This is a genomic window from Microbacterium sp. SLBN-154, from assembly GCF_006715565.1.
Lineage (GTDB): Bacteria > Actinomycetota > Actinomycetes > Actinomycetales > Microbacteriaceae > Microbacterium.
The window spans coordinates 1,030,952-1,056,143 of record NZ_VFNL01000001.1; the positions used below are offsets into that span (position 1 = coordinate 1,030,952).

General features: G+C 69.3%; 31 protein-coding genes. 21 read left to right on the plus strand and 10 right to left on the minus strand.

Features of this window, described 5'->3' with window-relative positions:
- The first annotated feature begins 6 nt into the window (after positions 1-6).
- Positions 7-780, plus strand: a complete 774-nt coding sequence (locus FBY40_RS05220; protein ID WP_141936960.1) for a MerR family DNA-binding transcriptional regulator — start codon at positions 7-9, stop codon at positions 778-780.
- Positions 777-1,463 carry a GOLPH3/VPS74 family protein gene (locus tag FBY40_RS05225; RefSeq protein ID WP_200829925.1) on the plus strand — a complete coding sequence of 229 codons (687 nt, stop codon included), beginning with the start codon at positions 777-779 and terminating at the stop codon, positions 1,461-1,463. Before FBY40_RS05220 ends, FBY40_RS05225 begins: the two co-directional genes overlap by 4 nt.
- Here FBY40_RS05225 and FBY40_RS05230 read toward each other — a convergent pair.
- Positions 1,447-1,827, minus strand: a complete 381-nt coding sequence (locus tag FBY40_RS05230) for a winged helix-turn-helix transcriptional regulator (protein ID WP_141936962.1) — start codon at positions 1,825-1,827, stop codon at positions 1,447-1,449. The two genes, FBY40_RS05225 and FBY40_RS05230, sit on opposite strands and share 17 nt — an antisense overlap.
- Positions 1,828-1,932: 105 nt before the next feature.
- On the opposite strand from FBY40_RS05230, the gene FBY40_RS05235 reads away from it, so the two are divergent.
- From FBY40_RS05235 to FBY40_RS05250, 4 genes are read left to right on the plus strand one after another with little or no spacing between them, the layout of a single operon-like run.
- Entirely contained in the window at positions 1,933-2,334 is a 402-nt protein-coding gene (locus FBY40_RS05235) for a RidA family protein (protein WP_141936964.1), read from the plus strand.
- A gap of 31 nt (positions 2,335-2,365) precedes the next feature.
- Positions 2,366-2,977, plus strand: a complete 612-nt coding sequence (locus FBY40_RS05240) for a DUF3887 domain-containing protein (protein WP_141936965.1) — start codon at positions 2,366-2,368, stop codon at positions 2,975-2,977.
- Complete coding sequence (locus FBY40_RS05245; protein ID WP_141936967.1) at positions 2,974-3,996, plus strand: CPBP family intramembrane glutamic endopeptidase; 1,023 nt, start codon at positions 2,974-2,976, stop codon at positions 3,994-3,996. Before FBY40_RS05240 ends, FBY40_RS05245 begins: the two co-directional genes overlap by 4 nt.
- A complete protein-coding gene (locus FBY40_RS05250; RefSeq protein WP_141936969.1) occupies positions 3,993-4,355 on the plus strand; it encodes a hypothetical protein in 363 nt (120 codons plus the stop codon). Before FBY40_RS05245 ends, FBY40_RS05250 begins: the two co-directional genes overlap by 4 nt.
- A gap of 279 nt (positions 4,356-4,634) precedes the next feature.
- Here FBY40_RS05250 and FBY40_RS05255 read toward each other — a convergent pair whose 3' ends face one another.
- Together FBY40_RS05255 and mftR are read right to left on the minus strand one after the other, a co-directional pair.
- Positions 4,635-6,200, minus strand: coding sequence for a GMC family oxidoreductase N-terminal domain-containing protein (locus FBY40_RS05255; protein WP_141936971.1), 1,566 nt, complete (start codon positions 6,198-6,200; stop codon positions 4,635-4,637).
- A complete protein-coding gene (gene mftR, locus FBY40_RS05260; RefSeq protein WP_200829926.1) occupies positions 6,200-6,802 on the minus strand; it encodes a mycofactocin system transcriptional regulator in 603 nt (200 codons plus the stop codon). Before mftR ends, FBY40_RS05255 begins: the two co-directional genes overlap by 1 nt.
- Positions 6,803-6,894: 92 nt before the next feature.
- Here mftR and mftA point away from each other — a divergent pair, with 92 nt between their 5' ends.
- From mftA to mftF, 11 genes are all read left to right on the plus strand, one after another.
- On the plus strand, positions 6,895-6,993 hold the full coding sequence (gene mftA, locus FBY40_RS05265; RefSeq protein ID WP_141936973.1) for a mycofactocin precursor MftA: 99 nt from the start codon (positions 6,895-6,897) through the stop codon (positions 6,991-6,993).
- A 4-nt stretch (positions 6,994-6,997) separates the two neighbouring features.
- Entirely contained in the window at positions 6,998-7,264 is a 267-nt protein-coding gene (mftB, locus tag FBY40_RS05270) for a mycofactocin biosynthesis chaperone MftB (protein ID WP_141936974.1), read from the plus strand.
- Positions 7,261-8,544: a mycofactocin radical SAM maturase gene (mftC, locus tag FBY40_RS05275; RefSeq protein ID WP_141936976.1), complete on the plus strand. Its 1,284-nt coding sequence runs from the start codon at positions 7,261-7,263 to the stop codon at positions 8,542-8,544. Before mftB ends, mftC begins: the two co-directional genes overlap by 4 nt.
- Positions 8,545-8,610: 66 nt before the next feature.
- Positions 8,611-9,420, plus strand: coding sequence for a mycofactocin-coupled SDR family oxidoreductase (locus FBY40_RS05280; RefSeq protein ID WP_141936978.1), 810 nt, complete (start codon positions 8,611-8,613; stop codon positions 9,418-9,420).
- 46 nt (positions 9,421-9,466) lie between these two features.
- Positions 9,467-10,279 (plus strand): mycofactocin-coupled SDR family oxidoreductase, encoded by an 813-nt coding sequence (locus FBY40_RS05285; protein ID WP_141936980.1) that lies wholly within the window; start codon positions 9,467-9,469, stop codon positions 10,277-10,279.
- Positions 10,280-10,294: 15 nt separating this feature from the next.
- Positions 10,295-11,128 (plus strand): mycofactocin-coupled SDR family oxidoreductase, encoded by an 834-nt coding sequence (locus FBY40_RS05290; RefSeq protein ID WP_141936982.1) that lies wholly within the window; start codon positions 10,295-10,297, stop codon positions 11,126-11,128.
- Positions 11,129-11,147: 19 nt separating this feature from the next.
- Positions 11,148-12,086 carry an AAA family ATPase gene (locus tag FBY40_RS05295; RefSeq protein ID WP_200829927.1) on the plus strand — a complete coding sequence of 313 codons (939 nt, stop codon included), beginning with the start codon at positions 11,148-11,150 and terminating at the stop codon, positions 12,084-12,086.
- Between the two features lie 6 nt (positions 12,087-12,092).
- Positions 12,093-13,070 carry a vWA domain-containing protein gene (locus FBY40_RS05300; RefSeq protein ID WP_200829928.1) on the plus strand — a complete coding sequence of 326 codons (978 nt, stop codon included), beginning with the start codon at positions 12,093-12,095 and terminating at the stop codon, positions 13,068-13,070.
- Between the two features lie 34 nt (positions 13,071-13,104).
- On the plus strand, positions 13,105-14,406 hold the full coding sequence (mftD, locus tag FBY40_RS05305) for a pre-mycofactocin synthase MftD (RefSeq protein WP_235014592.1): 1,302 nt from the start codon (positions 13,105-13,107) through the stop codon (positions 14,404-14,406).
- Positions 14,407-14,413: 7 nt separating this feature from the next.
- Positions 14,414-15,106, plus strand: a complete 693-nt coding sequence (gene mftE / locus FBY40_RS05310) for a mycofactocin biosynthesis peptidyl-dipeptidase MftE (protein ID WP_141936985.1) — start codon at positions 14,414-14,416, stop codon at positions 15,104-15,106.
- Positions 15,103-16,575, plus strand: a complete 1,473-nt coding sequence (mftF, locus tag FBY40_RS05315; RefSeq protein ID WP_200829929.1) for a mycofactocin biosynthesis glycosyltransferase MftF — start codon at positions 15,103-15,105, stop codon at positions 16,573-16,575. The genes mftE and mftF overlap by 4 nt, the downstream gene beginning before the upstream one ends.
- Positions 16,576-16,600: 25 nt before the next feature.
- Here the strand turns inward: mftF and FBY40_RS05320 are convergent, their stop codons facing one another.
- The 3 genes from FBY40_RS05320 to FBY40_RS05330 are packed head-to-tail and all read right to left on the minus strand — an operon-like array spanning position 16,601 to position 18,605.
- Positions 16,601-17,221 carry a response regulator gene (locus FBY40_RS05320; protein ID WP_235014594.1) on the minus strand — a complete coding sequence of 207 codons (621 nt, stop codon included), beginning with the start codon at positions 17,219-17,221 and terminating at the stop codon, positions 16,601-16,603.
- Positions 17,218-18,303, minus strand: a complete 1,086-nt coding sequence (locus FBY40_RS05325) for a sensor histidine kinase (RefSeq protein ID WP_160141349.1) — start codon at positions 18,301-18,303, stop codon at positions 17,218-17,220. Before FBY40_RS05325 ends, FBY40_RS05320 begins: the two co-directional genes overlap by 4 nt.
- Before the next feature lie 53 nt (positions 18,304-18,356).
- On the minus strand, positions 18,357-18,605 hold the full coding sequence (locus FBY40_RS05330; RefSeq protein ID WP_141936988.1) for a hypothetical protein: 249 nt from the start codon (positions 18,603-18,605) through the stop codon (positions 18,357-18,359).
- A 108-nt stretch (positions 18,606-18,713) separates the two neighbouring features.
- On the opposite strand from FBY40_RS05330, the gene FBY40_RS05335 reads away from it, so the two are divergent.
- From FBY40_RS05335 to FBY40_RS05345, 3 genes are all read left to right on the plus strand, one after another.
- Positions 18,714-19,376, plus strand: a complete 663-nt coding sequence (locus tag FBY40_RS05335; RefSeq protein ID WP_141936990.1) for a stage II sporulation protein M — start codon at positions 18,714-18,716, stop codon at positions 19,374-19,376.
- An 88-nt stretch (positions 19,377-19,464) separates the two neighbouring features.
- The gene (locus tag FBY40_RS05340; RefSeq protein WP_141936992.1) at positions 19,465-20,025 is read left to right on the plus strand and encodes a TetR/AcrR family transcriptional regulator; all 561 of its coding nucleotides are present in this window, start codon (positions 19,465-19,467) and stop codon (positions 20,023-20,025) included.
- A 96-nt stretch (positions 20,026-20,121) separates the two neighbouring features.
- Positions 20,122-21,624, plus strand: coding sequence for an MFS transporter (locus tag FBY40_RS05345; protein WP_141936993.1), 1,503 nt, complete (start codon positions 20,122-20,124; stop codon positions 21,622-21,624).
- Here FBY40_RS05345 and FBY40_RS05350 read toward each other — a convergent pair.
- Positions 21,588-21,854 carry a helix-turn-helix domain-containing protein gene (locus FBY40_RS05350; protein ID WP_442922853.1) on the minus strand — a complete coding sequence of 89 codons (267 nt, stop codon included), beginning with the start codon at positions 21,852-21,854 and terminating at the stop codon, positions 21,588-21,590. The genes FBY40_RS05345 and FBY40_RS05350 overlap by 37 nt on opposite strands.
- A gap of 82 nt (positions 21,855-21,936) precedes the next feature.
- Between FBY40_RS05350 and map the strand changes: the two genes are divergently transcribed.
- A complete protein-coding gene (map, locus tag FBY40_RS05355) occupies positions 21,937-22,713 on the plus strand; it encodes a type I methionyl aminopeptidase (RefSeq protein ID WP_141936995.1) in 777 nt (258 codons plus the stop codon).
- Between the two features lie 15 nt (positions 22,714-22,728).
- Here the strand turns inward: map and FBY40_RS05360 are convergent, their stop codons facing one another.
- The 3 genes from FBY40_RS05360 to FBY40_RS05370 all read right to left on the minus strand — a co-directional run bounded on the left by FBY40_RS05360 (position 22,729) and on the right by FBY40_RS05370 (position 25,039).
- Positions 22,729-24,027 carry an MFS transporter gene (locus tag FBY40_RS05360; RefSeq protein ID WP_141936996.1) on the minus strand — a complete coding sequence of 433 codons (1,299 nt, stop codon included), beginning with the start codon at positions 24,025-24,027 and terminating at the stop codon, positions 22,729-22,731.
- An 87-nt stretch (positions 24,028-24,114) separates the two neighbouring features.
- A complete protein-coding gene (locus FBY40_RS05365; RefSeq protein ID WP_141936997.1) occupies positions 24,115-24,537 on the minus strand; it encodes an organic hydroperoxide resistance protein in 423 nt (140 codons plus the stop codon).
- 52 nt (positions 24,538-24,589) lie between these two features.
- Positions 24,590-25,039: a MarR family winged helix-turn-helix transcriptional regulator gene (locus FBY40_RS05370; protein WP_141936999.1), complete on the minus strand. Its 450-nt coding sequence runs from the start codon at positions 25,037-25,039 to the stop codon at positions 24,590-24,592.
- Between the last annotated feature and the right edge of the window lie 153 nt (positions 25,040-25,192).

Consider the following 25,192-nt stretch of genomic DNA (forward strand, 5'->3'; position numbering starts at 1 on the left):
TCGACCATGGCTTGGAGCACGCGACAGCTCGCCGAGCTGGCCGGCACCACGGTGAAGGCCGTTCGGCACTATCACAAGGTCGGATTGCTCGAGGAGCCCGAGCGGCTGTCGAACGGGTACAAGCAGTACCAGGTGCCGCACCTCATCCGGCTGCTGCAGATCGTGCGGCTGGCCGAGCTCGGGGTGCCGCTCGCCCAGATCGCGACGCTCGACCAGGCCGAAGAGCGCCCCGACGACGCCATCGCGGTGCTCGATGCCGAGCTCGCGGCGACCATCGAGCGGCTGCAACGGGTGCGGGAGGAACTCGCCGTCATCCTGCAGCACCGATCTCCCGCGTCGCTTCCCCCTCGGTTCGCACCGCTCGCCGACCGCCTCACCGAGACGGATCAGTCGATGGTCATGATCTATTCGCGCGTCTTCGACGATCAGGCCATCGCCGAGCTCGAGCAGATGATCCGCGACACTCCCGTGTCACCGGCCGAGGCCGCGCTCGCGGCGTTGCCGGCCGACGCCGACCGCGCCACGAGGCGCCGCCTCGGCGAGGAGTTGGCGCCGGATCTGGCTGCAGCGCGGGAGGCCTACCCGTGGCTGCGTGACCCGGGTGCGCACGGCCGCCGCGGTGCGGCGCACGCCGAGGCGACCGTCGGTCGGGCGGTGGGTGAGCTTTACAACGTCGCCCAGCTCGAGGTGCTCCACCGGGCGAATCTGATTGCCACAGGCCAACTCGATCAGCTCGAGGAGTTCGAGCGGGCCGTGACGGGAAAGGACGACGAAGGATGAACACCACCGACACCCTCGCATCGCCGACACTGGCGGAGGACCTGCTGCTCGTCCTCTTCCAGCCCGATTCGGGCACCATCGCGGGCGAGAACACGCTATTCTACGTGCTCGGCGGGGCCGTTCTGGCCCAGCTCGGCCTCGAGAAGCGCGTGACGACCGAGAAGACATGGACCGGCACGGTCGATATGTCTGCGGTCGCCGATCAGGCACCGTCCGATGAGATCCTCCGCGCCGCGTGGACATCTGTGCAGGACAAGCCGCGCGGGGTGCAGACGGTCCTTCCGGCGATCGGTCCGACGCTCCGTCAGCCTCTGATCGATCGTCTCGTCGCGCGCGGCGACCTGCGGGAGGAGAAGACCAAGACCCTGGGCCTCTTCCCGACGACCGTCCTCAAGGACGGCGGGACCGGGCGTCGTGATCGACTGCTCTCCGACATCCGAGGCGTCCTCGTCGACGGGGTATCGCCCGCTCCGCGGCTGGCGGCCCTGACGGGATTGCTGTCGGCGAGCGGCACCCTTCCCCAGTTCGACCCCTTGATCCCCTGGAACTCGGCGGTGTACACGCGCGCAGAGGAGCTCGAACGCGGCGACTGGGGTGCCGCCGGCGCCGGCGAGGCGGTCGAGGGCGTGATGATGGCCATGATCGTCAACAGCGTGATGATCGCGACTATCGCTCTTCGGTAGGTGCGTCCCGGCGCGCGTCGTAGCGGTCACGCGCGGCGTCGACGTCGGCCAGCGCCTGCGTCGCCCAGGCCTGCAGGGCCGCGATGGGCGCCTCGAGGGTGCGGCCCAGGTCGCTGATGCGGTACTCCACGGCGATCGGCGTCGTGTCGATCACGCGGCGGTGGATCATGCCGTTGCGCTCCAGTCGTCGCAATGTCTGCGAGAGCGACTTCTGCGTGATGCCGTCGATCTCCGCCCTCAGACGGCTGAAGCGCTGCGGCCCGTCGCACAGCACGGCGAGGACCGAGATCGACCACTTGTCGAGCGTCTGGTCGAGCAGCTCGCGTCGTGAGCCGGAGAGTTCGGCGAGTTCCCTTCGCGACATCCGGTTTCCTTCCCGTCACCTGGTTGCGTTGAAGTATCTGATAGATACCGAGTATCACAGAGATACTAGCCGCGCCGATGGACGGCGCCGCGAGAGGAGACTCCGATGACTGTCACGCTGTCCAATCCCGACGGCCTCTTGGCGACCGACGCATACCACCACGTCGCGGTCGCGACCGGGAGCAGGCATGTGCACGTCGCCGGCCAGGTGGGCTGGGATGCCCAGGGCGAACTGGTCGCCCCAGACCTCGCCGGCCAGGTGGCGCAGGCCTATCGCAATGTCGCGGCGGCGCTCGCCGGCGTGGGTGCGACATTCGCCGATGTCGTGCGCCTCACCGTCTACGTCGCGGACTGGGATGTCGCTCAGTACCCGGCCTTCGCCGACGGTGTCGCACGGGCGGCCGACGAGATCGGCTTCACCGCGCCGCCGGCCTCGCTGATCGGAGTGCAATCGCTCTTCCAGCCGGGAATCCTCGTCGAGGTGGAGGCGACGGCCGTCCTGGATTGACGGATTGCGTATGTCAACGTAGCCTTGACGCATGCAATTGAACGTGACAGACGCGCTGGGTGCTCTTCGCGCGGAGACCGATGCGTTCCTCGCCGCCCCCGTGCTGCAGCAGCAGCCGGACGCTGCCGGAGCCATCCGGCGGGCGCTCCAGATGCGAGCCGCAGCCGACGCCGTCGTGCGTGCGGTCGTGGTCGACGCCCGCGCGTCGGGCATGACCTGGCAGGCGATCGGCGAGGCGCTGGGGGTGACCCGGCAGGCGGCCTTCCAGCGCTATGGTCGGCCGACCGATCCTGCGACCGGGCAGCCGATCGACGCTCCTCCGATCCCCGATGCCGCCGCCCTCGCCTCCGCCGTCGTCGACGATCTGGCGAGCGGCCGCTGGGCCCGCGTCACCGAGCGTTTCGACCCGACCATGCGTGACGGTCTTTCTGAAGACGCGCTCGCCGCCGCGTGGGCGCAGATCCAGGCGCTCTCGGGCGCCCTCGAGCGGGTCGGCGAGACCGATGTCGTGCGTGCCGCCGACGTCACGATCACCACCACACCCCTGGCCATGGAGGCCGGCGATTACGCGGCGCGCATCGCGTTCCGCGACGACAAGACGATCGCCGGCCTGCACCTCATCGAAGCGAAGGAGACGACATGACCGTCACCGACACCTCCCGCGACCGGGCGACACGGCCACGCCTCGCGCCCGGCGACGGCCGCCTGATCGCCATCTTCCTCGCGATCTCTTTCGCGCTGGCCTGGCTCTTCGCCCTTCCCCTGTGGTTCGGCGACGGCCTCGCATCCCCCTGGTTCATGGTTGTCGCGGTGGCCACGATGATGACGCCCGCGATCGCCGCGCTCGTCGTGGTGTTCTTGATCGAGCGCCCCGCCCGCAGGGCACGGGCCCTCGGCCTCACTCCGTTCCGTCCCCTCGGCCGCTTCATCGCCTACTGCGCCCTGGGCATCTTCGTGCCGATCGCCCTCGTGCTGGTGGCGCTTCCCATCGGGGCGCTCCTCGGGGTGTACCCGGCGGACTTCGTGAACTTCTCGGCGTTCCGCGAGGTTCTCGACGCCCAGCTCGCCGCGGCCGGCGGAGGCGAGGTCCCGATCCCCGTCGGCGTCATCATCGCCCTGCAACTGGCGATGCTGCCGCTCACCGCCTTCATCAACCTCATCCCCGCCCTCGGCGAAGAGCTCGGCTGGCGCGGCTGGCTGCTCCCGAAGCTCCTGCCGCTGGGCACGCTTCCCGCGATCCTCATCTCCGGTGTCATCTGGGGGCTCTGGCACGCGCCGCTCATCCTTCTCGGCTACAACTATCCCGACGCGCCTGGCTGGCTGGGGCTCTCCGCGATGGTCGCGATGTGCATCGTGATCGGGGCGGTCTTCGGGTGGCTCCGCATCCGCTCCGAGTCGGTCTGGCCCGCCGCCCTCGCTCACGCGGCATTCAACGGCGCCGCCGGGTCGTTCCTGCTCTTCGCGATGGCCGGCGAACAGATCGACACCACGCAGGCCACGGTGCTCGGCTGGAGCGGCTGGATCGTCCCGGTCGTCCTCGTCGTCATCCTCATCGTCACGGGCCAGTTCCGTCCGACCCGCCCCGCGGCCGAGCAGGCGGCAGGACGACCGGATGCCGCGGCGCAGCCTGTCGCAGACACCGCGACGAAGGCCCGCTCGTGAGCGGCACCCGTGTCACCGTGACGGGCGGCAACCTGGTCGTCGAGCCGAAGGGTCTCGACAAGGTCTGGTCGTTCACTCGCCGCATCGTCGTGCCGACGTCGGCTGTCAAAGGCGTCTCCGTCCGCCCCGCCGCTGACGTACGGCCTCGTGGGCGGAGGTGGCCGGGCCTGCGCCTCTTCGGCAAGGTCTCGGGCAGGTTCGTCTCCGACGGCAGGCGCCAGTTCTGGAACGTCTCCGGTCGCGGCGACGTCGTGGTCATCCGTCTCGCCTCGCAGCCCCGGTTCGACGAACTCGTCCTCACCGTCGACGACCCCTCTGCCGTCGCCGGGGAGTTGCATCGTCAGGGCTCGAGCAGCTGACGTGCCCGCCTCTGACCGTGGCCCGTCGGATCAGAGGCGGCCCCCTCGAGCGCAGTACCGACGAGGGATGCTCGAGGGGGCCCGACTCCACGTCACGGCCGCGGGTACGGGTGCCCGCGCGGCGCGGTCAGCCGGGGGAGCGCTGACAGCGTCACCGATCAGGGGAGTCTCCGGTCAGGGTATTGGCCGCTGGCGGGTCTCACCACGATCTGGGCGGCCGATCCCCGTGTTTCTCATCTGAACTCACCGGGCGCAGCTGGCTTCACATGGGCCGCCTCGTCACCGCTCCCGCATCGCGCGGGCGATGACCTCGCCGACGAGCACCGCCGACGCGGCGGGCCCGCGGGTAGGGACGACGGGGAGGATCGAGGTGTCCGCGACGCGGAGGCCGGCGAGGCCGTGAACGCGACCTGCACCGTCCACGACCGGGCCCATCGGAGCCGTGCCGCACATGTGGATCGCCGTGCCGAGGTGCGACAGCATCCACGCGTCGAGCGTCTCGTCGTCGAGGTCCGATTCGTTGAGCTCCGTCAGCCGACCGCCCATGTCGCGCACGAGCGCGGCCGCCTCCCGGATCCCTGCGCGCAACCGCCGGCGGTCGTCGACGTCGGCGAGGTAGCGGTACTCGATGCGCGGCGGCGCAGCGGGGTCGGGGGCTTGCAGGGCGAGCGACCCCCGCCCGGCCGGGCATTGCAGTCCGACGATGAGCGGCAGGTCGTCGCGGTGCGCCACCTGCATCGCGGCGCGCCGCGCCGAGATTCCCGTCACCGCACGCGCGGTGCGGAGAGGATGCCGCAGTGCGGCCCCGAGCCCCCCGGCGAGGGTGCGCGTGGTTCCCGTCAACAGATACCCCAGCGGCTTCACCGACAGGAGGATCTCGACGTCGGCGTCGGGATGGCCGCCGGTGTCGATGTTGACGGCCGCGGGGAACGCGAATCGTTCAGCCGGGTCGATCGTCGGGCCATCCGGTCGCCACGAGAGGGAGATGTCGGGATGATCCGAGAACGCCGTTCCCACGGGAAGATCGGCGCGGACCCGGATGTCGAAGCGTTCCAGATCGGCTGCCGGCCCGACACCGGAGGCGAGGAGGATGCGGGCCGAGCCGATCGCGCCTGCCGAGAGCACGACCTCGTCGGCCCGGATCTCGCCCCGGGAGGTCTCCACGCCGATGGCGCGGATTCCGTCGAAGATCACGCGACCCACCGTGGTGCGATCCAGGATCCGCAACCCCGGTCGGGCCCGCACGGCGCCGGGGAGGTACGCCATCGCTGTGTTCACGCGCTGCCCGTCGCGAATGTTCGAGGGAACGGGGCCCGCGCCGGGAACCCCCTCCCCGTTCTTGTCGGGCTCCTCGGCGTGTCCCCGCACCCGTGCGGCCCTCAGGAAGGCCGCCGCGAGGGCCCCCGGCGCCGGCCGCCGCACCGGCATAGGGCCCGTGGAACCGTGCATCGGAGAGTCGGGGAAATCGACGTCGGATTCGATCGCGCGCCACACCGGCAGGGCCGCGTCGTACGACCAGCGGTCGCCGCCGACCTGGGCCCACCGGGCATGATCGCCCGAGCGCGCGCGAACGAAGTAGGCGCCGTTGATGGCGCTCGAGCCACCCAGCATCCGTCCGCGCACGACGGTGTAGGCGAGGTCGGGTGTCAGGTGACCGAGAAACGACCAGTTCGCGGGATGCCCCGGCATGGCGCCTCGGATGCTGGAGGCGTCGCGCACATCGGGAGCGAAGTCCGGATCGGCTGGTCCTGCCTCCACGAGGATCACGTCGCGGCCGTCATCCTCGGTCAGGCGGGCGGCCAGGGCCGACCCCGATGATCCTGCACCGACGATGAGTGTGGTCATCAGCTGGCTCTCCACGCGTCGCCGAATCTGACGAAGGCCTCGTCGATGAGGGCGAGGAGGTCGGCATCCGGGTGCGCCAGCCACTGCTCGTACGCCGCCAGCGACAGGCCAAGGCACGCCCACGCGATCGCCTGGGGTTCGATCGCGTCGGGCGGATCACCGAGGCGCTCGGCGACGAACTCGGCGATCACCTGCCGCCACTCCGCGTACCGCAGCGTCGAGTGGGCGGTGAGGCTCGGCACGTTGAACAGGAGCCACATGCGCTCCCGGTGGACCGGGATCTCGATGTCGGGGAACCGATTGAACTCCACCACCGCCGTACGCAGGGCATCGCGAAGGGGCAGGTCGTCGGGGAGACCGGCGAGGTGGGCGCGCATTCCCGCGAGCATGCTCTCGAAGTCGCCCCATGGCAGGTCGTTCTTGGATCGGAAGTACCGGAAGAACGTACGGCGTCCGATCCCCGCGGCCTCGACGATGTCATCGATGGTGGTCTGCTCGAAGCCGCGCTCCAGGAAGAGGGCGAGCGCGATGTGGCTCAGCTGGCCGTGCGTCGTGGCGGGAGCGCGCCCCATCCGCGCGCGGGTCTCGGAGCTCACCGGCACGGCTCACCCTTCCATTCGGCACTGAGTGTCATTAGTATCGTCCTCAGCAACGGATCCGCCAACGGCGGCGGATCGCTGAGGAGGAGCTTTTCATGGATCCTGCGAAGACCGAGGCCCCCGATCCGGAGATCGTCGAGACCGACTCCCTCGTTGAGGAAGTGTCGATCGACGGCATGTGCGGCGTCTACTGACGTCATGGACATGCACGCGCCGTGGCGGCTCAGCCCCCAGGTGTCGGTGCGGCCCGAGCCGTTCGGAGCATTGCTCTACCACTTCGGCACCCGCAAGCTGTCGTTCCTGAAGGACCGCACGCTGCTGGCCCTGGTGGAGCAGCTCGACAGTTCTGACACCCTCGCGGCGGCGTGCGACGCCGCCGGCGTCTCCGTCCCGGATCGCCCCCGATATCTGCGCGCATTGGAGACCCTCGCCGGGTCCGCGATGATCGAAAGGCGTTCGTCATGACCCTTCTGGCCGACGCCCCGGCATCCCGCCCCACTCGCCTGGTCGACCATTTCGAGCGGGGCCTGGATGCGCCGATCTGCCTGACCTGGGAACTGACGTACGCCTGCAATCTCTCGTGCGTGCACTGCCTGTCCAGTTCCGGCCGGCGGGATCCTCGTGAGCTCAGCACCGAGGAGTGCAAAGCCATCATCGACGAGCTGGAACGGATGCAGGTGTTCTACGTGAACATCGGCGGGGGTGAGCCGACGGTCCGCAGTGATTTCTGGGAGCTCGTCGACTACGCGACGGCTCACCATGTCGGCGTCAAGTTCTCGACCAACGGGGTGAAGATCACCCCCGATGTCGCCGCCCGACTCGCTGCGAACGACTATGTCGACGTACAGATCTCGCTCGATGGGACGACCGCCGACGTCAATGACGCGATTCGCGGCCCCCGGTCGTACGAGACGGCGATGCGGGCGATGCAGAATCTGTCGGATGCCGGGATGCGCGGATTCAAGCTGTCGGTGGTGTGCACCCGCACCAACATCGCTCAGCTGGACCACTTCAAGGTCATCGCGGATCAGTACGGGGCGCAACTGCGACTGACGCGGCTTCGTCCTTCCGGTCGCGGGGCGGACGTCTGGGACGATCTCCACCCGACCCGCGAGCAGCAGCGCGAGCTCTACGAGTGGCTCGTCGCTCACGGTGACGACGTCCTCACCGGAGACTCGTTCTTCCACCTTTCGGCCTACGGATCCTCCCTCCCGGGGCTGAATCTGTGCGGTGCGGGGCGCGTGGTCTGCCTCATCGACCCCGTCGGCGACGTCTACGCCTGTCCGTTCGCCATCCACGACGAATTCCTCGCCGGAAGCGTCCGCGAAGCGGGCTTCCAGGAGGTCTGGCAGCGATCCGATCTGTTCGCCCGTCTCCGTCAACCGCAGTCGGGCGGCGCCTGTACGTCGTGCCAGTTCTTCGACTCCTGCAAGGGCGGCTGCATGGCTGCGAAGTTCTTCACCGGTCTGCCTCTCGACGGTCCCGACCCCGAATGCGTGCGCGGCTTCGGGGAGGAGCTGCTCAAGACCAAGGGCGCCGTGCCGCAGCCATCCCAGGACCACTCTCACCGCACCTCCCCACCGCGGTCTCGACCCGTCAGGGTCAGCATCGGCCGTCGCGACGACATCACGGCGCCGCCGGTGAGCGCCTGCGCGGAGAGCCCGCTCGCGGGCTTCACACCGACATCCCACCCCGCCCACGAGGGCGCTCATCTCTCAGGAGGTCCTCACTCCCGCACCGCGTGACATCGCTTCACTCGACGACCGCGCCGCGGTCGCGGCGATGTCGTGCGCCTTGAGAAAGGAACATCGATGGCTGGACGAGTCGAAGGCAAGGTCGCGCTCATCACCGGAGCCGCCCGCGGACAGGGGCGCAGCCACGCGCTCCGGCTGGCAGAGGAGGGCGCCGACATCATCGCCGTGGACCTCTGCGCCCCCGTGCCGAATCTGCAGTATCCGCCTGCAACGGAGGAAGACCTCGCCGAGACGGTTCGACAGGTCGAGGCGCTCGATCGCCGGATCGTTGCGACGAAGACCGACGTCCGCGACCGGGATGCCTTCAAGGCCGCGATCGACGAGGGCGTCGCCGCGCTGGGCCGACTCGACATCGTCGTCGGCAACGCCGGCATCTGCATCATCGCCGCCTATGACGAGGTGACTCCGCAGATCTGGGACGACACGATCGCCACCAATCTCACCGGTGTGTTCAACACCGTGCAGCTCTCGGCGCCGCACCTCATCTCGGCGGGCGGAGGTTCGATCATCCTGACCAGCTCGGCGGCCGGGCTCAAGGGTCTGCCCTTCCTCGCCCCCTACGTGGCGTCGAAGTGGGGCGTGACCGGCCTCGGCAAAGCCTTCGCGGCGGAACTCGCGGTTCACAACATCCGGGTCAACACCCTGCACCCCACGGGTGTCGCCACGCCGATGGGCGAGATGGGCAACGCCTTCCCGCCGCTGCTGGAGAAGAACCCGAACCTTGGGGGGATGCTCACCAACATGCTTCCGGTCCAGGTCACCGAACCTCGTGATCAGTCGAACGCCGTCCTGTTCCTCGCCAGTGACGAAGCCCGGTACGTCACCGCGATGGCGATGACCGTCGACGCCGGGAACACCCAGTACTGACCCCGGTACTCACAGACCCCGTCCGATAACCCGAGAAAGGAACATCATGGGAGTCCTCGAAGGCAAAGTCGCCTTCATCACCGGAGCGGCGCGCGGTCAAGGTCGCGCGCACGCCATCCGTCTCGCCCAGGAGGGCGCAGACATCATCGCGGTGGACATCGCCGCGCAGATCGACTCCGTCGCCTACCCGATGGCGACACCCGAGGATCTGGAAGAGACCGTGCGGCTGGTCGAGGAACTCGATCGCCGTATCCACGCAGTGCCGGCCGACGTGCGCGATCGCGCAGCCCTGCAGGCCGCGTTCGACGGCGGAGTGGCCTCGCTGGGCGGGTGCGACATCGTGCTCGGCAACGCCGGCATCGCTCCCCTGTCCATGCATCCCACCGAGCAGGAGTGGTTCGACGTCATCGACGTTAACCTCACCGGGGTCTACCACACGGTCGAAGTTGCCAAGCAGGCCCTCATCGACCGCGGCGGGGGTGCCATCGTGCTCACCAGCTCCACGGCAGGCCTCGCCGGAATCGGCGGCGCGACACCCGGCGGGCTCGGGTACACGGCGGCTAAGCACGGCGTGGTCGGTCTCATGCGCTCGTACGCGAACCAGCTCGCGCAGTACAGCATCCGTGTGAACACGATCCACCCCACCGGTGTGGACACCCCGATGGTCGTGAACGACGTCATGCAGGAGTTCCTCCAGAGCGATCCGCAGCTCAGCAACGCCATGGCCAACGCCCTGCCGGTGCCGATGCTCGACGCGGTCGACATCAGCAACGCCGTCCTGTTCCTCGTCTCCGACGCCGGCCGCTACGTCACCGGTGTGACGCTGCCCGTCGACGCCGGGTTCCTCAACAAGCGCTGAAGAAAGGAGATCGTCATGGGACGACTCGACGGAAAGGTCGCCTTCATCACCGGAGCGGCGCGCGGGCAGGGGCGCTCGCACGCGATACGTCTCGCTCAGGAGGGTGCGGACATCATCGCCGTTGACCTCGCCGCGCAGGTGGACACGGTTCCGTATCCGATGGCCACGCCGGAGGATCTCGCCGAGACGGTCCGCCAGGTCGAGGCGCTGGATCGCCGGATCGTGGCGACCCAGGCGGATGTCCGCGACGTCGACGGTCTCCGGCAGGCGGTGGATGCGGGGGTGGCGGATCTCGGCAGGCTCGACATCGTCAGCGCCAATGCCGGGATCTTCTCCAATGCCCGGGCAGAGGATCTCACCGAGGTCGAATGGGACGACATGATCGACATCAACCTCAAGGGGGTGTGGCTCACGGCGAAAGTCGCGATCCCCCACCTTCGCGCGGCCGGTGGCGGATCGATCATCATCACCAGTTCGGCAGCTGGGCTCAAGGGCTATCCGAACTTCATCCACTACGTCGCTGCCAAGCACGGTGTGATCGGCATCATGCGCACGCTGGCGCTGGAGCTGGCCCCCGACTTCATCCGCGTCAACTCGCTGCATCCGACGTCGGTAGACACCGACATGATCCAGAACCCCGCGCTCTACGCGCTCTTCGCGCCCGACCTCGCACCCGAGGAGCGCACGCGCGAAGTACTCGGGGAACGGTTCGCCGCGCTCAATGCGCTGCCCATCCCGTGGGTGGAGTCGGTCGACATCTCCAACGCGCTGCTGTGGCTCGCCTCCGACGAGGCGCGCTACGTCACCGGCGTGACCCTCCCGGTCGACGCCGGCAACACGCAGAAGTAGCAGGGAAAGAGAGAACGACGTGACGATCGACGCACTGTCCGACGTGGAGAATGCGGACACCCTCCGCCAGAACCGTGCGAAGATCGCCGCGCACCTCGTCGGCCGCGAGCGTGAACTGGAGCTCACGCTCGCGGCCGTCGCCGCGGGCCGCGACATCGTGCTGGAAGGTCCCCCGGGTACGAGCAAGACCACGATTCTCCGGGCGATCACCGACGAGTGGGGCATTCCGCTGCTCTTCGTGGAGGGCAACGCCGACCTCACACCGGCGAAGCTCGTCGGTCATCACAACCCCGCCCGCGTGCTCCGGGAGGACTATTCGCCCGAGAACTTCGTCCCCGGGCCGCTGCTGGAGGCCATGCAGCGCGGAGGGTTCCTCTACATCGAGGAGTTCAACCGTGCCCCGGAAGACACCCTCAACACGCTCCTGACAGCGATGGCCGATCGGTCGATCACGGTGCCACGGGTGGGGCGCATCGACGCATTGCCGACCTTCCGGGTCATCGCGTCGATGAACCCCTACGACAACGTGGGGACCACGCGCCTCTCCACGAGCGTGCACGACCGCCTCAACCGGCTCGCGGTGGACTACCAGAGCGCTGAGGAGGAGGAGCGGATCGTCTCCCTCCGCACCGGCGCGCGCGGACTCCTCGCCGAACGCGCGGTGGTGGATGCGGTCGCCGTGACGCGGGCCACTCGCGAGCATCCCGACGTTCGTCAGGGCTCGAGCGTCCGAGGTGCGATCGACACCACCCTGGTCGCCCTCCGTCTCGCGGCCCTCCGCGGACACACCGAACCGGGGGCCGCGGAGTACCCCGAGCTGATGTACGACGCCATGGTGGTGGCGCTGTCGGGCCGCATCCATCTGGATGAGGCTGTGGAGACGACGCCGGAGGCGGTGCTGCGGGAGATCTGGGAGGACCGCTTCGTGCTCGAACCGCGCCAGGCCGCGCCCGGGTGAAGAGAAGTGGCCGCTGACTCACCGGTCCGCTCCGGGCGCCGCCGCACGACGAAGGTGCGGGGTGCGCCCCTGAAGCGGACTCCGAAGCACCTCGACGAACCGCCGACGGTGTTCGACGTCACGATCAGAGGGGGGACGGCCCTCCGTGCCGGCGGGTCGCGCCGCTCCGCGGTGCGGCCGCAGCGCGGGGCCACCGCCCCGGGGGAGACCGATGAGGAGGCCGTCCTGGTGCCTGCACCCGTCGACGAGGCGACGCTGGATCCGGCGGTGCGGGTGATCGCTCGGCAGATCGCCGGGCGCCTGTCGGTGCGTCGTGCCCGTCGCGATGTCACGACCCGTCGCGGCATCGGCGACCTGCTCAGCACGCCCTACCGCGGCGCGTCCGACGAGATCGACCTCGACCAGACGATCGAGGTGCTGGCCGAGCGGCCTGTACCCGAGGATGAAGACATCGTGGTGCGGGAGCGGATGCGCACGACGCGATCGGTCGTCCTCCTCGTCGACGTCTCGGGATCGATGCGGGGTGAGCGGATCAAGACCGCTGCAGCCACCGTGGGCGCGGTGTCGTCAGAGCTGCACGCCGATGCGCTCGGGGTGATCGCGTTCTGGTCGGATGCGGCCATTCTGCTCAAGCTCGGCGATGTCGTGCGGCCGATGACCCTGCTCGACCAGATCCTGCGAATCCCGGCACGGGGCCTGACGAACCTCGCCTTCCCGCTGGAGCTCGCTCGACAGCAGCTCGCCCGGGTCCCCGCGCGGGACGCCCGCGTGCTCCTGCTCTCGGACTGCGTCCACAACGCCGGCCCCGATCCCCGCCCGCTCGCGGCTCGACTCCCGCGACTGGACGTGCTGCTGGATGCGACCGGCGAGAAGGATCTCGAGCTCGGCCGCGAGCTGGCTGCGAAAGGACGGGGCGTGTGCCGCGTCATCCATGGCCATCGGGATGTCGCACCGGCCATCTCACAGATCTTCGCGGGCACGTGACCCGCGTCCCTACGAGGCACAGCAGAGGAGTCCCATGATGCTCGACGTGAAGAACCTTTGGCCCTGGCGGCAGAACCCGTGGTTCGAGACCGTCTTGGAAGCGCAGCGGCGGGCGCGCAAGCGTCTCCCGCCGTCGGTGTACGCCGCGCTCGTGGCGGGGTCGGAGCGCGGCCGCACCCCCCGAGACAACCAGGACGCGTTCGCTGAACTGCAGTTCGCTCCGCACGTGGCGGGGCATCAGGCGGAGCGCGACCTGTCGACGACGGTGCTCGGCATCCCGATCTCGATTCCCGTGCTGATCTCGCCGACGGGCGTGCAGGCCGTCGATCCCGCCGGCGAGCTCGCCGTGGCGCGGGCAGCGGCGGCGCGCGGCACGATCATGGGGCTGAGCTCGTTCGCCAGCAAGCCGGTCGAGGAGGTGGTCGCCGCCAACGGCAACACCTTCTACCAGCTGTACTGGACGGGCTCGAAAGAGTCGATGATCCAACGGATGGATCGAGCGAGGGATGCCGGTGCGAAGGCGCTCATCGCGACGCTCGACTGGTCGTTCTCCGTCGGCCGCGACTGGGGGAGCCCGACCATCCCCGAGAAGCTCGACCTGAACGCGATGATCCAGATGGCACCGGAGGCGATCCGCAGACCGGGATGGACACTCCGTTTCCTTCGCGAGGGTCTCCCCGATCTCACCGCCCCGAATCTCCAGCCACCCGACGGCGCGGCCCCGACGTTCTTCGGCGCCTACTACGAATGGATGCAGACGCCCCCGCCCTCATGGGACGACGTGGCGTGGCTTCGCGAGGAGTGGGGCGGCCCCTTCATGCTCAAGGGGATCACACGGGTCGACGACGCCAAGCGCGCCGTCGACATCGGAGCTCACGCGATCTCGGTGTCCAACCACGGCGGCAACAACCTCGACACGACGCCGGCGACCATCCGCTGCCTTCCGGCGATCGCCGAGGCGGTCGGTGATCAGGTGGAGGTCCTCCTGGACGGCGGTGTCCGGCGCGGCGGCGATGTCGCGAAGGCACTTGCGCTCGGTGCGCGCGCCGTCATGATCGGCCGCGCCTACCTCTGGGGTCTGGCCGCGAACGGCCAGGCCGGTGTGGAGAACGTGCTCGATCTGCTGCGGATGGGGCTCGACTCCGCCGTGCTCGGACTCGGCCACCGCTCGATCACCGAGCTCAGTCCGGACGATCTGTGGATCCCCGCCGGCTTCACCCGTACTCTGGGCGCCGAGGGCGCAGCCGACGCGCCTGCGGGGCGGCCGTCGCAGAAGCCGGTGGTTTCGCCGAAGGACGCCACGATCGACGGCGAGATCCCCGCCGGCGCGAAATGATGGCGGGATGCCGCAGCCGCTCGTCCCCTCGCCCTCCCGCCTCGCGTCGCACACGTGGGAGTCGGCGAGCGGCATCCTGATCGTCCCCCTCGGATCGACCGAGCAGCACGGTCCGCATCTTCCGCTCGCCGTCGACGCCTTGATCGCGGAGGCGGTCGCCGACGACCTCGCGGATCGGTGGGGATCGCAGGGTGTCGCCGCTGTGGTGGCCCCGGTGCTGTCCTACGGCGCAAGCGGCGAGCACGAGGACTTCGCAGGCACGATCTCGATCGGCACGGCCGCGATGCGGACCGTCGTCGTCGAGATCGGCCGCTCGGCCGGCCGCTGGGCTGAGCGCATCGTGTTCGTCAACGGGCATGGCGGAAACGTCGAGGCTCTCTCGGAGGCGGTGGCCATGCTGAGAGCTGAGGGGCGGGATGTCCGTTCCGTGGGATGCGGGGTGCCGGGGTCGGATGCGCACGCCGGCCGCACCGAGACCTCGATCCTTCTTCACCTGTCACCGCAGAGCGTCCGAGTCGAGCGACAGGCGCCGGGCGAGACTCGCCCGCTGGACGAGATCTTCCCACTGCTGCGCGAGCGCGGCGTCGCGGCGGTGTCGCCGAACGGCGTGCTCGGCGACCCGACCGGGGCATCGGCTGAGGAGGGCGCCCACCTCCTCGAGGCCATGGGCGATGCGGCGTGGGAGGCGGTGCGACGGTGATCGACGAGCGCGGTCGCGCGTCGTCATCCCGGCTTCCGGACGGTTTCACCGTCAGGATGGGGCGGCAGACGCGGGTCGTCGACGACGGTGAGGTGCTCATCGGCGGCACGAGCGCCCGGGTGGTGCGGTTGACGCCTCGAGCCCGCGCGATCGCGTCGGCCGGCACCGTGGTGGTCCGCGATGCCGCCTCCCGCGCCCTCGCGGAGTATCTCCTCGACGCGGGCTTGGCCCACCCGGTGCCGGACGCGCTGGCGGAGATCGGGCTCGACCGATTGACCGTGGTGATCCCGACGAAGGACCGGGCGCGCCTTCTCGCGCGGCTGCTGGGCACCATTCCCGCCGAGGTCGCCGAGGTGATCGTCGTCGACGACGGTTCGGATGATGCGGGGGCGGTCGCACGCGCTGCGGGCGCGCACGGTGCCCGGCTGATCGTGCACCCGCAGAATCTCGGCGTGTCGGCGGCGCGCAACTCAGGGATGCGAGCGACGGAGACCGAGTTCGTGGCGTTCGTCGACACCGATGTCATGGTGGATGCCGCCTGCTTCTCCCTCCTGCTGCGGCATTTCGCCGACCCGCGCTTGGCGTTGGCTGCGCCGCGGGTCGGCGGGATGACGGAGGGAGCGCCCACGTGGATCACGCGATACGAAGATGCGCGATCATCGCTGGATCTCGGTCAGGAGAGCGCGCCCGTCGTGCCGCGGACGCGGGTGGCGTGGGTGCCGACGACGTGTGTCGTGGGCAGGGTCGAGCTGCTCGGTGACGGCTTCGACGAAACGACGAACGCGGGCGAGGATGTCGATCTCGTCTGGCGGCTTCATGCCGCCGGGCACCGGGTGCGCTTCGAACCGGCGGCCGTCGTCCACCATGAGCATCGGGCGCGCGCGATGCGGTGGTTGGGGCGGAAGTTCTTCTACGGCACCGGCGCTCAGCCGCTCGCGGCCCGCCACCCCGCCAACATCGCTCCCGTGGTGCTCGCGCCGTGGAGCGCCGTCGTTCTGGGTGCGGCCCTTGCGCAACGGAGGTGGTCACTGCCGGTCATCGTCGGCACCGCGGGGTTCGTGACGTGGCGGATCGCCCGCCGCGTCAGTCACGTACGACGGCCGTATCGCGTCGCGATGAAGCTCGTCGGCAGCGCTCTCGTGTCGACCGCTGCACAGGGCATCGCCCTTCTCGTGCGGCACTGGTGGCCGCTCGCAGCCGTGGGGGTGGTCTTCTCCCGCCGCCTTCGCCGGGCGGTGGTCGTAGCAGCCGTGGCCGATGCCGCGTGGGAGTACCTGCGGCTGCGGCCGCGCCTTGATCCGCTCCGCTTCGCGATCGCCAAGCGGCTGGACGATCTCGCCTATGGCGCGGGCGTGTGGTGGTCGTCGCTTCGGGTCGGTTCGGTTCGCGCCCTCCTCCCGGCGTTCGTGCGCACCACCTCGCGTTCCCGTTCGGCGCCTGCGCGCCCAGCTGAAGCTCCCCCGCGCTGATCTAACGGCGGTGCCCGCCCCGCCCTCACAGCCAGCCGCGGTCGCGGGCGGCCCTCGCGGCGTCGTGCCGGGTGGTGGCGCCGGTCTTCTGCATCGCGCTCGAGAGGTAGTTGCGCACCGTGCCGGGCGCCAGGTGCAGTCGTCGTGCGATGTCCCTGACCGAGTAGCCCTCGCGGGTCTCGCGGAGGGCGTCGGCCTCCCGGTCGGTCAAGGGCGAGTCATCCACGACGGACGCCTCGAGCACGTCGTGTGCGATCCATCGCCCTCCCGCGTGGAGTTTGTGGATCACCTCGGCGATCTCTTCGGGATCTGCGCCTTTGCTCATGAAGCCGACGATCCCGAGTCCCAGTGCGCGTCGCAGCACCCCCGGCCGCGCATGCCGGGTGAGCATCAGCACCCGCTGTTCGGGCCGCTCCGCCAGGATCACGCGGACAGCCTCGAGGCCGTCCAATTCGGGCATCTCCAGGTCGATGACCACGACATCGGGGCTGTGCCGCCGTGTCGCGGTGACGGCATCGGCGCCGTTGTCGGCTTGCGCGACGACCTCGATGGTGCCGTCGAGGGGAAGCAGCGCGGCGAGTGCGCCGCGCAGAAGACGTTCGTCATCGGCCAGTACGATGCGGACGGGCTCGACGTCGGTCGTCACGTCATCTCCTTCATTCGCTCGGGGGAATCCGCCGGAATGCGCGCCGTCACGACGAATCGTTCCGGCGTGCGCGTGATGTCGAGGGTGCCGTCTGCGGCCTCCACTCGCGCGCGCAGGCGCGCCAGGCCCCGGAGGCTCATCTCCGCCCCGTCCTCGAGACCGTCGCCGAGCCCGTCGTTGGCCACCTCCACGGCGACCGGGGACGCCGTGATCGACACGCTGGTCGGGTGGGCGTGGCGGAGCAGGTTCGTCGTCGCCTCGCGCAGAACCTGGGCCAAGAGCGGGTGCGTGGCGGCGCCGGGGTCCCCGTCGAAGCGCGCCTCCACCGACAAGCCCGCAGCCTGGCACAGGCGTTTGGCGTTCTCGAGCTCGGCCACGAGGTTCAGCTCGTGGTGCGCGTAGGCCAGCGACTGGGTCTGCGTGATCGTCTCGTCGGCGATCCGACGGATCTCGCCGAGCTCGGCATCCGCACGATCCGGGTCGGTCCGCATCACCTTCCTCGCCAGCGCTGCCTTGAGTTTGATCACGTGGAGGGAATGGCCCTGGATGTCGTGCAGATCGCCGGCGAAGCGCACGCGCTCGCGGGCCACGGCGAGATCGGCCTCGATCTGCTTCGCGCGGTCCAACCGTCGAGCGATGAGCCACGCCTGCTCACTGGTGAGGATGACGCCGAAGACGAACAGCGTGCCGATGAGCGGGACGACGACGTAAGAGGCGAAGAGAGTCCATGTCGGGGGACGGAACGCGAAAGCGCTGGCGCCGATCGCTGCGACGCCGACCGCGAAGAATCCGACCCAGATCCTCCAGCGCCCGGTTCGCATGAGGAGCATGCCCCCGACGAGCGCGAGGGGGACGAATCCGATGAAGGTCGTGCCCCGCAGCGAGTCGGCGGTCCAGGTCGCCGCGGTGAACGCCAGGGCGAAGATCGCGTGGCGAGGGTAGCCGTCCAGGCTCCAGGCCCTCAGCACACCGAGGGCGAGCAGATAGCCGAACATCATCGTCAGGCCCTCCCACCACGACCGGGCGGTGAACACCACGCCGATGATGCTGATCGGCGCGATCGCGGCGATCGCGCTGAGCATCGACACTCGCCGCATGCGGGCATCGATGGGGGGATACTGCGTGGCGTCTCGGATCAGTTCTGCTCCCCGCTGCGGTCTCGCCTCATCGCGCGGTCGGTGCGGATCTTGGCGATCATCGCCGCGACGAGGAGGGCGAGGGCCACGTACATCAGGAAGGGGTTCTCGATGAAGATCCGCGTGATGCCCTCGGGGAGGGTCACGAAGAGACCGAAATCGAAGAAGTACAGACCAATGTAGGCGAGGAAGACGACCGCCGATATGGCGATGAGGCCGCTCAGAAGTGTGCTGCGAAGTCTGGTCACCGTGCCAGCGTCGTCGTGTGGGGCGGGCGCCGGTAGTGACGTGGTGTCACCTTTCGTCGTGACATGACGCCACTGCACGAAAAGCTCCGCACCGTGTGCGATGGATGCATGACCTCCACATCGACCACTCCCGTCCCGACGGCACGCGTGCCACTGTGGCGGCGTCCCTTTCGGCTCATCCGCGAGAACGCCCGCGTGTACCTTCTTCTCAACCTCGCCACCTACGGACTCGTCCTGATCGGCTTCGTGATCGGCCTGATCTTCCCCGAGCTCAACGAGGCGCGTATCGCCGCGCTCGAAGAGAGCGGTGACGCCGACCTGGTGGCCAGGGTGTTCATGAACCCGGTGCTGTTCGGCCTCGTGATCTTCGGGGTGAACGTGGTCCGGCTGAGCCTGTTCACCATCGTCCTGCCTTCCCTCATCGTGCCTTTCGCCGGACTGGCGTTCTTCGGATACTGGGCGCTCCAGACCGGCATCACGCTCGTCCCGACCACTCCGGTGGGATGGGTCGCCCAGATCCCGCACGCCCTCACGGTGATCATCGAGCTCCAGGCCTACCTGATGCTCGTCCTCGGTGCGTACCTTCTGGGCAAGCACTGGCTCTTCCCCCGCACGGTGGGGGCGAAGAACCGGCGGCAGGGCTACGTTCGAGGTCTGCAGCGGATCGGTCTTCTGGCGCTGCCGGCACTGGTCCTCCTCGTGATCGGCGCGGTTTGGGAGGCGTACTCGCTGCGGTACCTCGTCGGGCCGCTCAGCGAGCTCCTTCTGTAGCCTCGGCGCACAGTCGGACGGGGCGATCGCGTGGGGGCGCGATCGCCCCGTTTCGTCTTCACGGCAGAGTGAGTGTACAGTCACTCTCATGACGCCCCGCATGATCCTCTCGACCGCCGACTCCCGTCGTCCCCTCGTGGCGGCGGCGGCGCTGCGAGAGTTCGGTCGTGGCGGTTATCACCGCACGACGGTGGCCGATGTCGCCCGGGAGGCGAAGATCTCCCCGGCGTACGCCTTCAAGCTGTACCCGCGCAAAGAGTCGCTGTTCGTGGCCGCGCTCGACGAGTGCTTCGATCGGATCATCGCTGCGCTGGCAGCGGGGGCGGATGCCTCGGAGTCGCCCCTTCCCGCCGATGTGCTCGAGGCGATGGGGGATGCGTACGCGGCCCTCATCGACGACAGCGCGCTGCTGATGCTTCAGGTGCACGCCCAGTCGGTTGCCGAGATTCCCGAGATCGGCGACGCGTTGCGAGCCGGACTCGCACGGGTCGTCGACTTCGCCCGCGCCCGGTCGGCCGGAACCGACGAGGACGTGCAGCGCTTCGTGGCCTACGGCCAGCTCTGCCACCTGATCGTGACCGCCCGGCTCGAGGGCGTCACCGCCGACTGGGCCCGCCTGCTTCTGAAGGGCATGAGTCACCCGCGGTGAACGCCGCCCGCGGGGGACCCTTTTTCTTTATCCATAAGAGTGAGTGACTACTCACTCGCTCACCGCCTCCTTCCCTCATCTTCGAAAGGAATCATCATGACCGCATCGCCCGCCAGCACCGCACCGCGGCTCCCCGCGACCGGGAAGACGGCCGCACCGGCATCGAACCCGGCCGGCGCCCGCCGCTGGTTTGCCCTGGGCGTCCTCGCCCTCGCGCAGTTCCTTGTCGTCCTCGACGCCTCCATCGTCAACATCGCCCTGCCGGTCCTCGGCGCCGAGCTCGGAATGGACACCGTCGCGCTCGCCTGGGTCATCACCGCGTACGTGCTCGCCTTCGGTGGCCTGCTGCTGCTCGGCGGGCGCCTCGGCGACCGGTGGGGGCACCGGCGAGTCTTCCTCGTCGGCACCGCCGGATTCGTCGCCGCCTCGGCGCTGGCCGGGTTCTCGTTCACAGACGGGATGCTGCTGACCGCACGTGCTCTGCAGGGCGCCTCGGCCGCGCTTCTCGCTCCCGCTGCGCTGGCTCTGCTGATGCGCCTGTTCGTCGACCCGGCCGACCGGTCCAAGGCCTTGGGTGTCTGGGGCGGCGTGGCCGGCATCGGCTCGGCTGTCGGGGTGCTGCTGGGTGGTGTGCTGACGGCGACCCTCGGATGGCAGTCGGTGTTCTTCATCAACGTCCCTGTCGGCGCCGTCGTGCTCGTGGCTGTTCCGCTGCTGATCGTGAGGGACGCCCCGGCCGAGCGACGGCGGCTCGACGTGCCCGGAGCCGCCACCATCACCGGCGCCCTGCTCGCCGCCGTCGGCGCATTGAGCGCCATCGAGCAGGTCGGCGTCTTCCACGTCATCACGGTCGGCCTGGCCATCGCCGCCGCGGTCCTCGGCGTCGCGTTCGTCCTGATCGAACGGCGGGCGGTTGAGCCTCTCATCCCGCTCACGGTGTTCCGCAACCGCAGTCTGACCGTCGGCAACGTCGTCATGCTCCTCATCGGTGCGGCAATGGTGTCGCTGTTCTTCGCGCTGTCGGTGTTCATGCAGGCCGTCCTCGGGTACGACGCTCTAACGGCGGGACTCACGCAGCTGCCGTTGGCAGGCGCCCTCGTCGTGGCGGCGGGGATCGTGCCCGCTGTCGTGGCGCGGTTCCGCCTTCCGGCGACCCTGATCGGCTCGCTGGCCATCCTCGCGGCCGGTCTCGTCTGGCTGTCGTTCGCGCCCGCCGATGCCGGGTTCGTCACCGACATCCTCGGGCCCAGCATCCTCATCGGAGTCGGAATGGGCGGCGCCTTCGTCACCGCGACCCAGCTGGCGGTCGACGGCGTCGAGGACGGCGAATCCGGCCTCGCCGGAGGCTTGGTCAACACCAGTCAGCAGATCGGCGGCGCCCTGGGCCTCGCGGTGCTCGGCACGCTGGCCGCGCTTCGCACGGAAGCGGTGCTCGAGAGCGGGGCCGGGGCGTCCGAAGCGCTCACCAGCGGGTTCTCGTGGCTGTTCCTCGGTGCCGCGGGCATCGCCGCGGTCGCCGCCGTCGTCTCCGGCCTTGCGCTATCGCGGGGGTCTCGCAGTCCTCACGCCGAAAGCGCGACGTCCTCACCGCGAGCGTGATCGGCGATGTCGTCCAGCGACAGGTGCAGCGCGGCGGCGACCGCCGCCACCGTCTCGAACGAGGGGGTGGGGAGGCGCCCCGTCTCGATCTTGCGGAGCGTCTCCGCGGAGATACCCGCGCACGCGGCGACATCGACGATCGAGCGACCGCCCCGGGCCTCACGGAGGAAGGTGCCGACTCGTCGGCCCCGCGCGAGGGTCTCGGGCGTGTGGGGCAGGCGCACCATCATGCCGGCCAGCCTAGCGGTATTATCGGCCCGGTATTCTTATACCGCCCGACTTGCCCGCCCCCGAGACCCCCGAAGGCGCCCCATGATCGAGATCCTCAACGCCCGCCAACTCGAGCACGCACGGTCTGCGGGCGCCATCGTGGGGGCGACGCTGCAGGAACTGCGCGAGCGCGTGACCGTCGGCGTGAACCTCCTCGAGATCGACGAGTGGGCGCGGCAGCTCATCGTGAAGGCGGGCGCGCAATCGTGCTACGTCGACTACGCGCCATCCTTCGGCAACGGTCCGTTCGGTCACTACATCTGCACGGCCGTCAATGACGCCGTTCTCCACGGGATGCCGCATGACTACGCCCTGCAGCCCGGAGACCTCCTCACCCTCGACCTCGCCGTGCTGAAGGACGGCATCGCCGCCGACGCCGCGATCAGTTTCATCGTCGGGCCCGAAACCCCCGCAAGCCCCGAAGACGCCGCCCTCATCGCCGTCACCCAGCGCGCGCTCGCCGCCGGCATCGAGGTCGCCCGTTCGGGCAACCGCATCGGCGACATCTCCCACGCGATCGGCACCGTGCTCACCGATGCCGGGTACCTCGTGAACACCGAGTTCGGCGGCCACGGCATCGGCACCACCATGCACGGCGACCCGCACGTGCCGAACATCGGCCGCCCGGGGCGGGGCTACAAGCTGCGACCGGGACTCCTCCTCGCCCTGGAGCCCTGGGTGATGCGCGACACCGACGTTCTGATCACCGATCCCGACGGCTGGACGCTCCGCAGTGCCACCGGCTGCCGCACCGCGCACACCGAGCACACGATCGCCATCACCGACGGCGAGCCCGAGATCCTCACGCTCCCGCGATAGCACTCACCCGCCACGTCACGTCACGTCGAGCGACGGGTCCGGTTCGGCATCCGACACGACATCCGTCCCCCCGCTCACCGACGTCACCTCGTCCGCCGGATCCTTCTGAGCGCGACTGAGAAGCACGAAGGGCACCGCGACGGCGCTGATCACTCCGCTCCACAGCAGCGACTGCCCGTATCCGCCGATGTCGGCCGCCCGCCCGAGCACCGGCTGCCACACCACACCGCCGCCCGAACCGAGGAGCGAGTCGAACGACAGCACCGTCGCCCGCTGCTGCGACGGGATCATGTCGTTGAGGTAGGCGCGGCGCACGGGGTCGTCGATGGCCGAGACGATTCCCCAGGCGGCGAGCAGGACGACCGCGACCCAGAAGTTCTGCACGAGGCCGAGGACGACGAGAACGAAGATGCTCCCCACGGTCGCGATGAGGATGACGGTGGTGCGGCGTCGGAACAGTCGCCGCACCCAGGGAGCGAGTGCGCCGCCGACGATCGATGAGCCGGCGATGAGGGCGGCGGCCAAGCCTGCGATCGAGTACGCCTCTTCGTCACCCCAGAGTTCGAGCAGGTACGGCTGCAGTGCGTAGAACACGTACATGCCGACGCCGGCGGCGAACGGGCTCGCGAGCATCAGCCAACGTACCGGCGGGTTTCCGAGCCCGTACGTCACCGACGCGCGGAACACCGTTCGCGTCGCGCGCAGCGGTCCCTCGCTGCGATCGGGCGTGAAGCCGAGGTCACGCATGAGCAGGGCGGCGACGACGAGCATCACCACGAGGATTCCGCCGCGCACGAGGAACGGCACTCCGAGGTCGGTCAGCTGCGCGATCACTCCGCCGAGCACCGAACCCGAGAGCATCGCGACTCCGCCGACGATCTGCGCGCGTCCGAACACCGTCTCGAGGCTCCCGGTGTACCCGGTCGCGCGGAGCGCATCGACGAGCCATGCGTCGACCGCCCCCGAGAAGAACGTGAATCCCAGCCCCAGCAGCATCGACACCACGGCCCACGCCCAGAACGGCGACTCCATCACCCAGAGCCACCAGTAGAGCGCGGTGGTGATCGCGAGCGTTAGGGTCCCGAGAAGGTACGACGCTCGGCGGCCGAGGGTGTCGGCCACGACTCCGGTGGGGATCTCGAAGATCAGCATGCCCGCCGTGAAGAACGCGTTGGCCGCGAACGCCTCCAGGTTGCTCAATCCGGCGTCGAGGAGGAACAGGGTGTTGATGCCCCAGATGAACGACGCGGCAAGCGTGTTGCCGAGCATGAGCGTGTAGTAGGTGCCCTGCACACGCCTGGGCGACGGTGTCATGTGCCTAGTGTGCTCCTCAGCGACGACACCGGGCTCAACCCTTCTTCTGGAACCCTGGCCGTCCCAGCCCGGGGGCGCCGCGACCCCTCAGTCGTCGACGACCGAGACCGTCACCTCGATGTTCCCGCGCGTCGCGTTCGAGTACGGGCACACCTCGTGGGCGGCATCGGCCAGCTGCTGCGCGACATCGCCGTCGACCCCCGGGATGTTCACCTCGAGCAGCACCGCGAGCTGAAACCCGCCGTTGCCGTTCGAGCCGAGCTGCACGCGCGACCCGACGCTCGATCCCTCGACCGACACCTTCTGCGCGCGCGCGACGCTCTGCAGCGCGCTGTGGAAGCACGCCGCATACCCGGCGGCGAACAGCAGCTCGGGGTTCGGGGCGCCGCCGGCTCCGCCGAGCTCCTTGGGCACCCGCACCTCGGTGTCGAGAATGCCGTCGGCCGTGCGCACGTGACCGTTGCGTCCTCCGCCGGTGGCGAGGGCTTCTGCGGTGTAGAGGGCGTCCATGAGTGTCCTTTCGTAGGGGATGAAGAGATGACGGATGCCGCGGCGACGCGCGTCAGGAAGCGGCGCGAAGCTCGCCGGCGAGCGCCCGCATATTGGCGGTGATCGCGTGCAGCTGCGCCAGGAGCTCGGGCACGCTGCGACCGCTGTCGACGAAGCCGGGTACGAGGCATCCCGCTGCCGCGACGACGTCGGCGTAGACCGACCGCCCCTCCTCGGTCAGGCTGACCCGCACCACCCGCTCGTCGCCCGGGTCGCGGCGACGGTCGACGAGTCCGCGCGCCTCGAGCCGGCGCAAGAGGGGCGAGAGCGTCCCCGAGTCGAGGTGCAGCTCCTCGCCGAGCGAGCTCACCGTCCGCTCGCCGGTGGCGAGCACGACCATTGCGAGGTACTGCGGATACGTCAGCGACCACGGCTTCAGCACCTCGCGGTACGCCTGCGTGGTCGCGTGCGACGCGGTGTACATCGCGAAGCAGACGAAGTCGTCGAGCGCAACGGGCGGCATGGAAGAAGCATTGCACGCAATCCAATTGCGCGCAATCGAAGAAGTATGCACGCCCGATTCCGCGCTCCTGCGGAGATCCGCACTCACGAGGATGCTGCCGCGGCAACGTCATCCGCAGGAACGCGGATCTCCTCACGACCGCGACGACGAAGA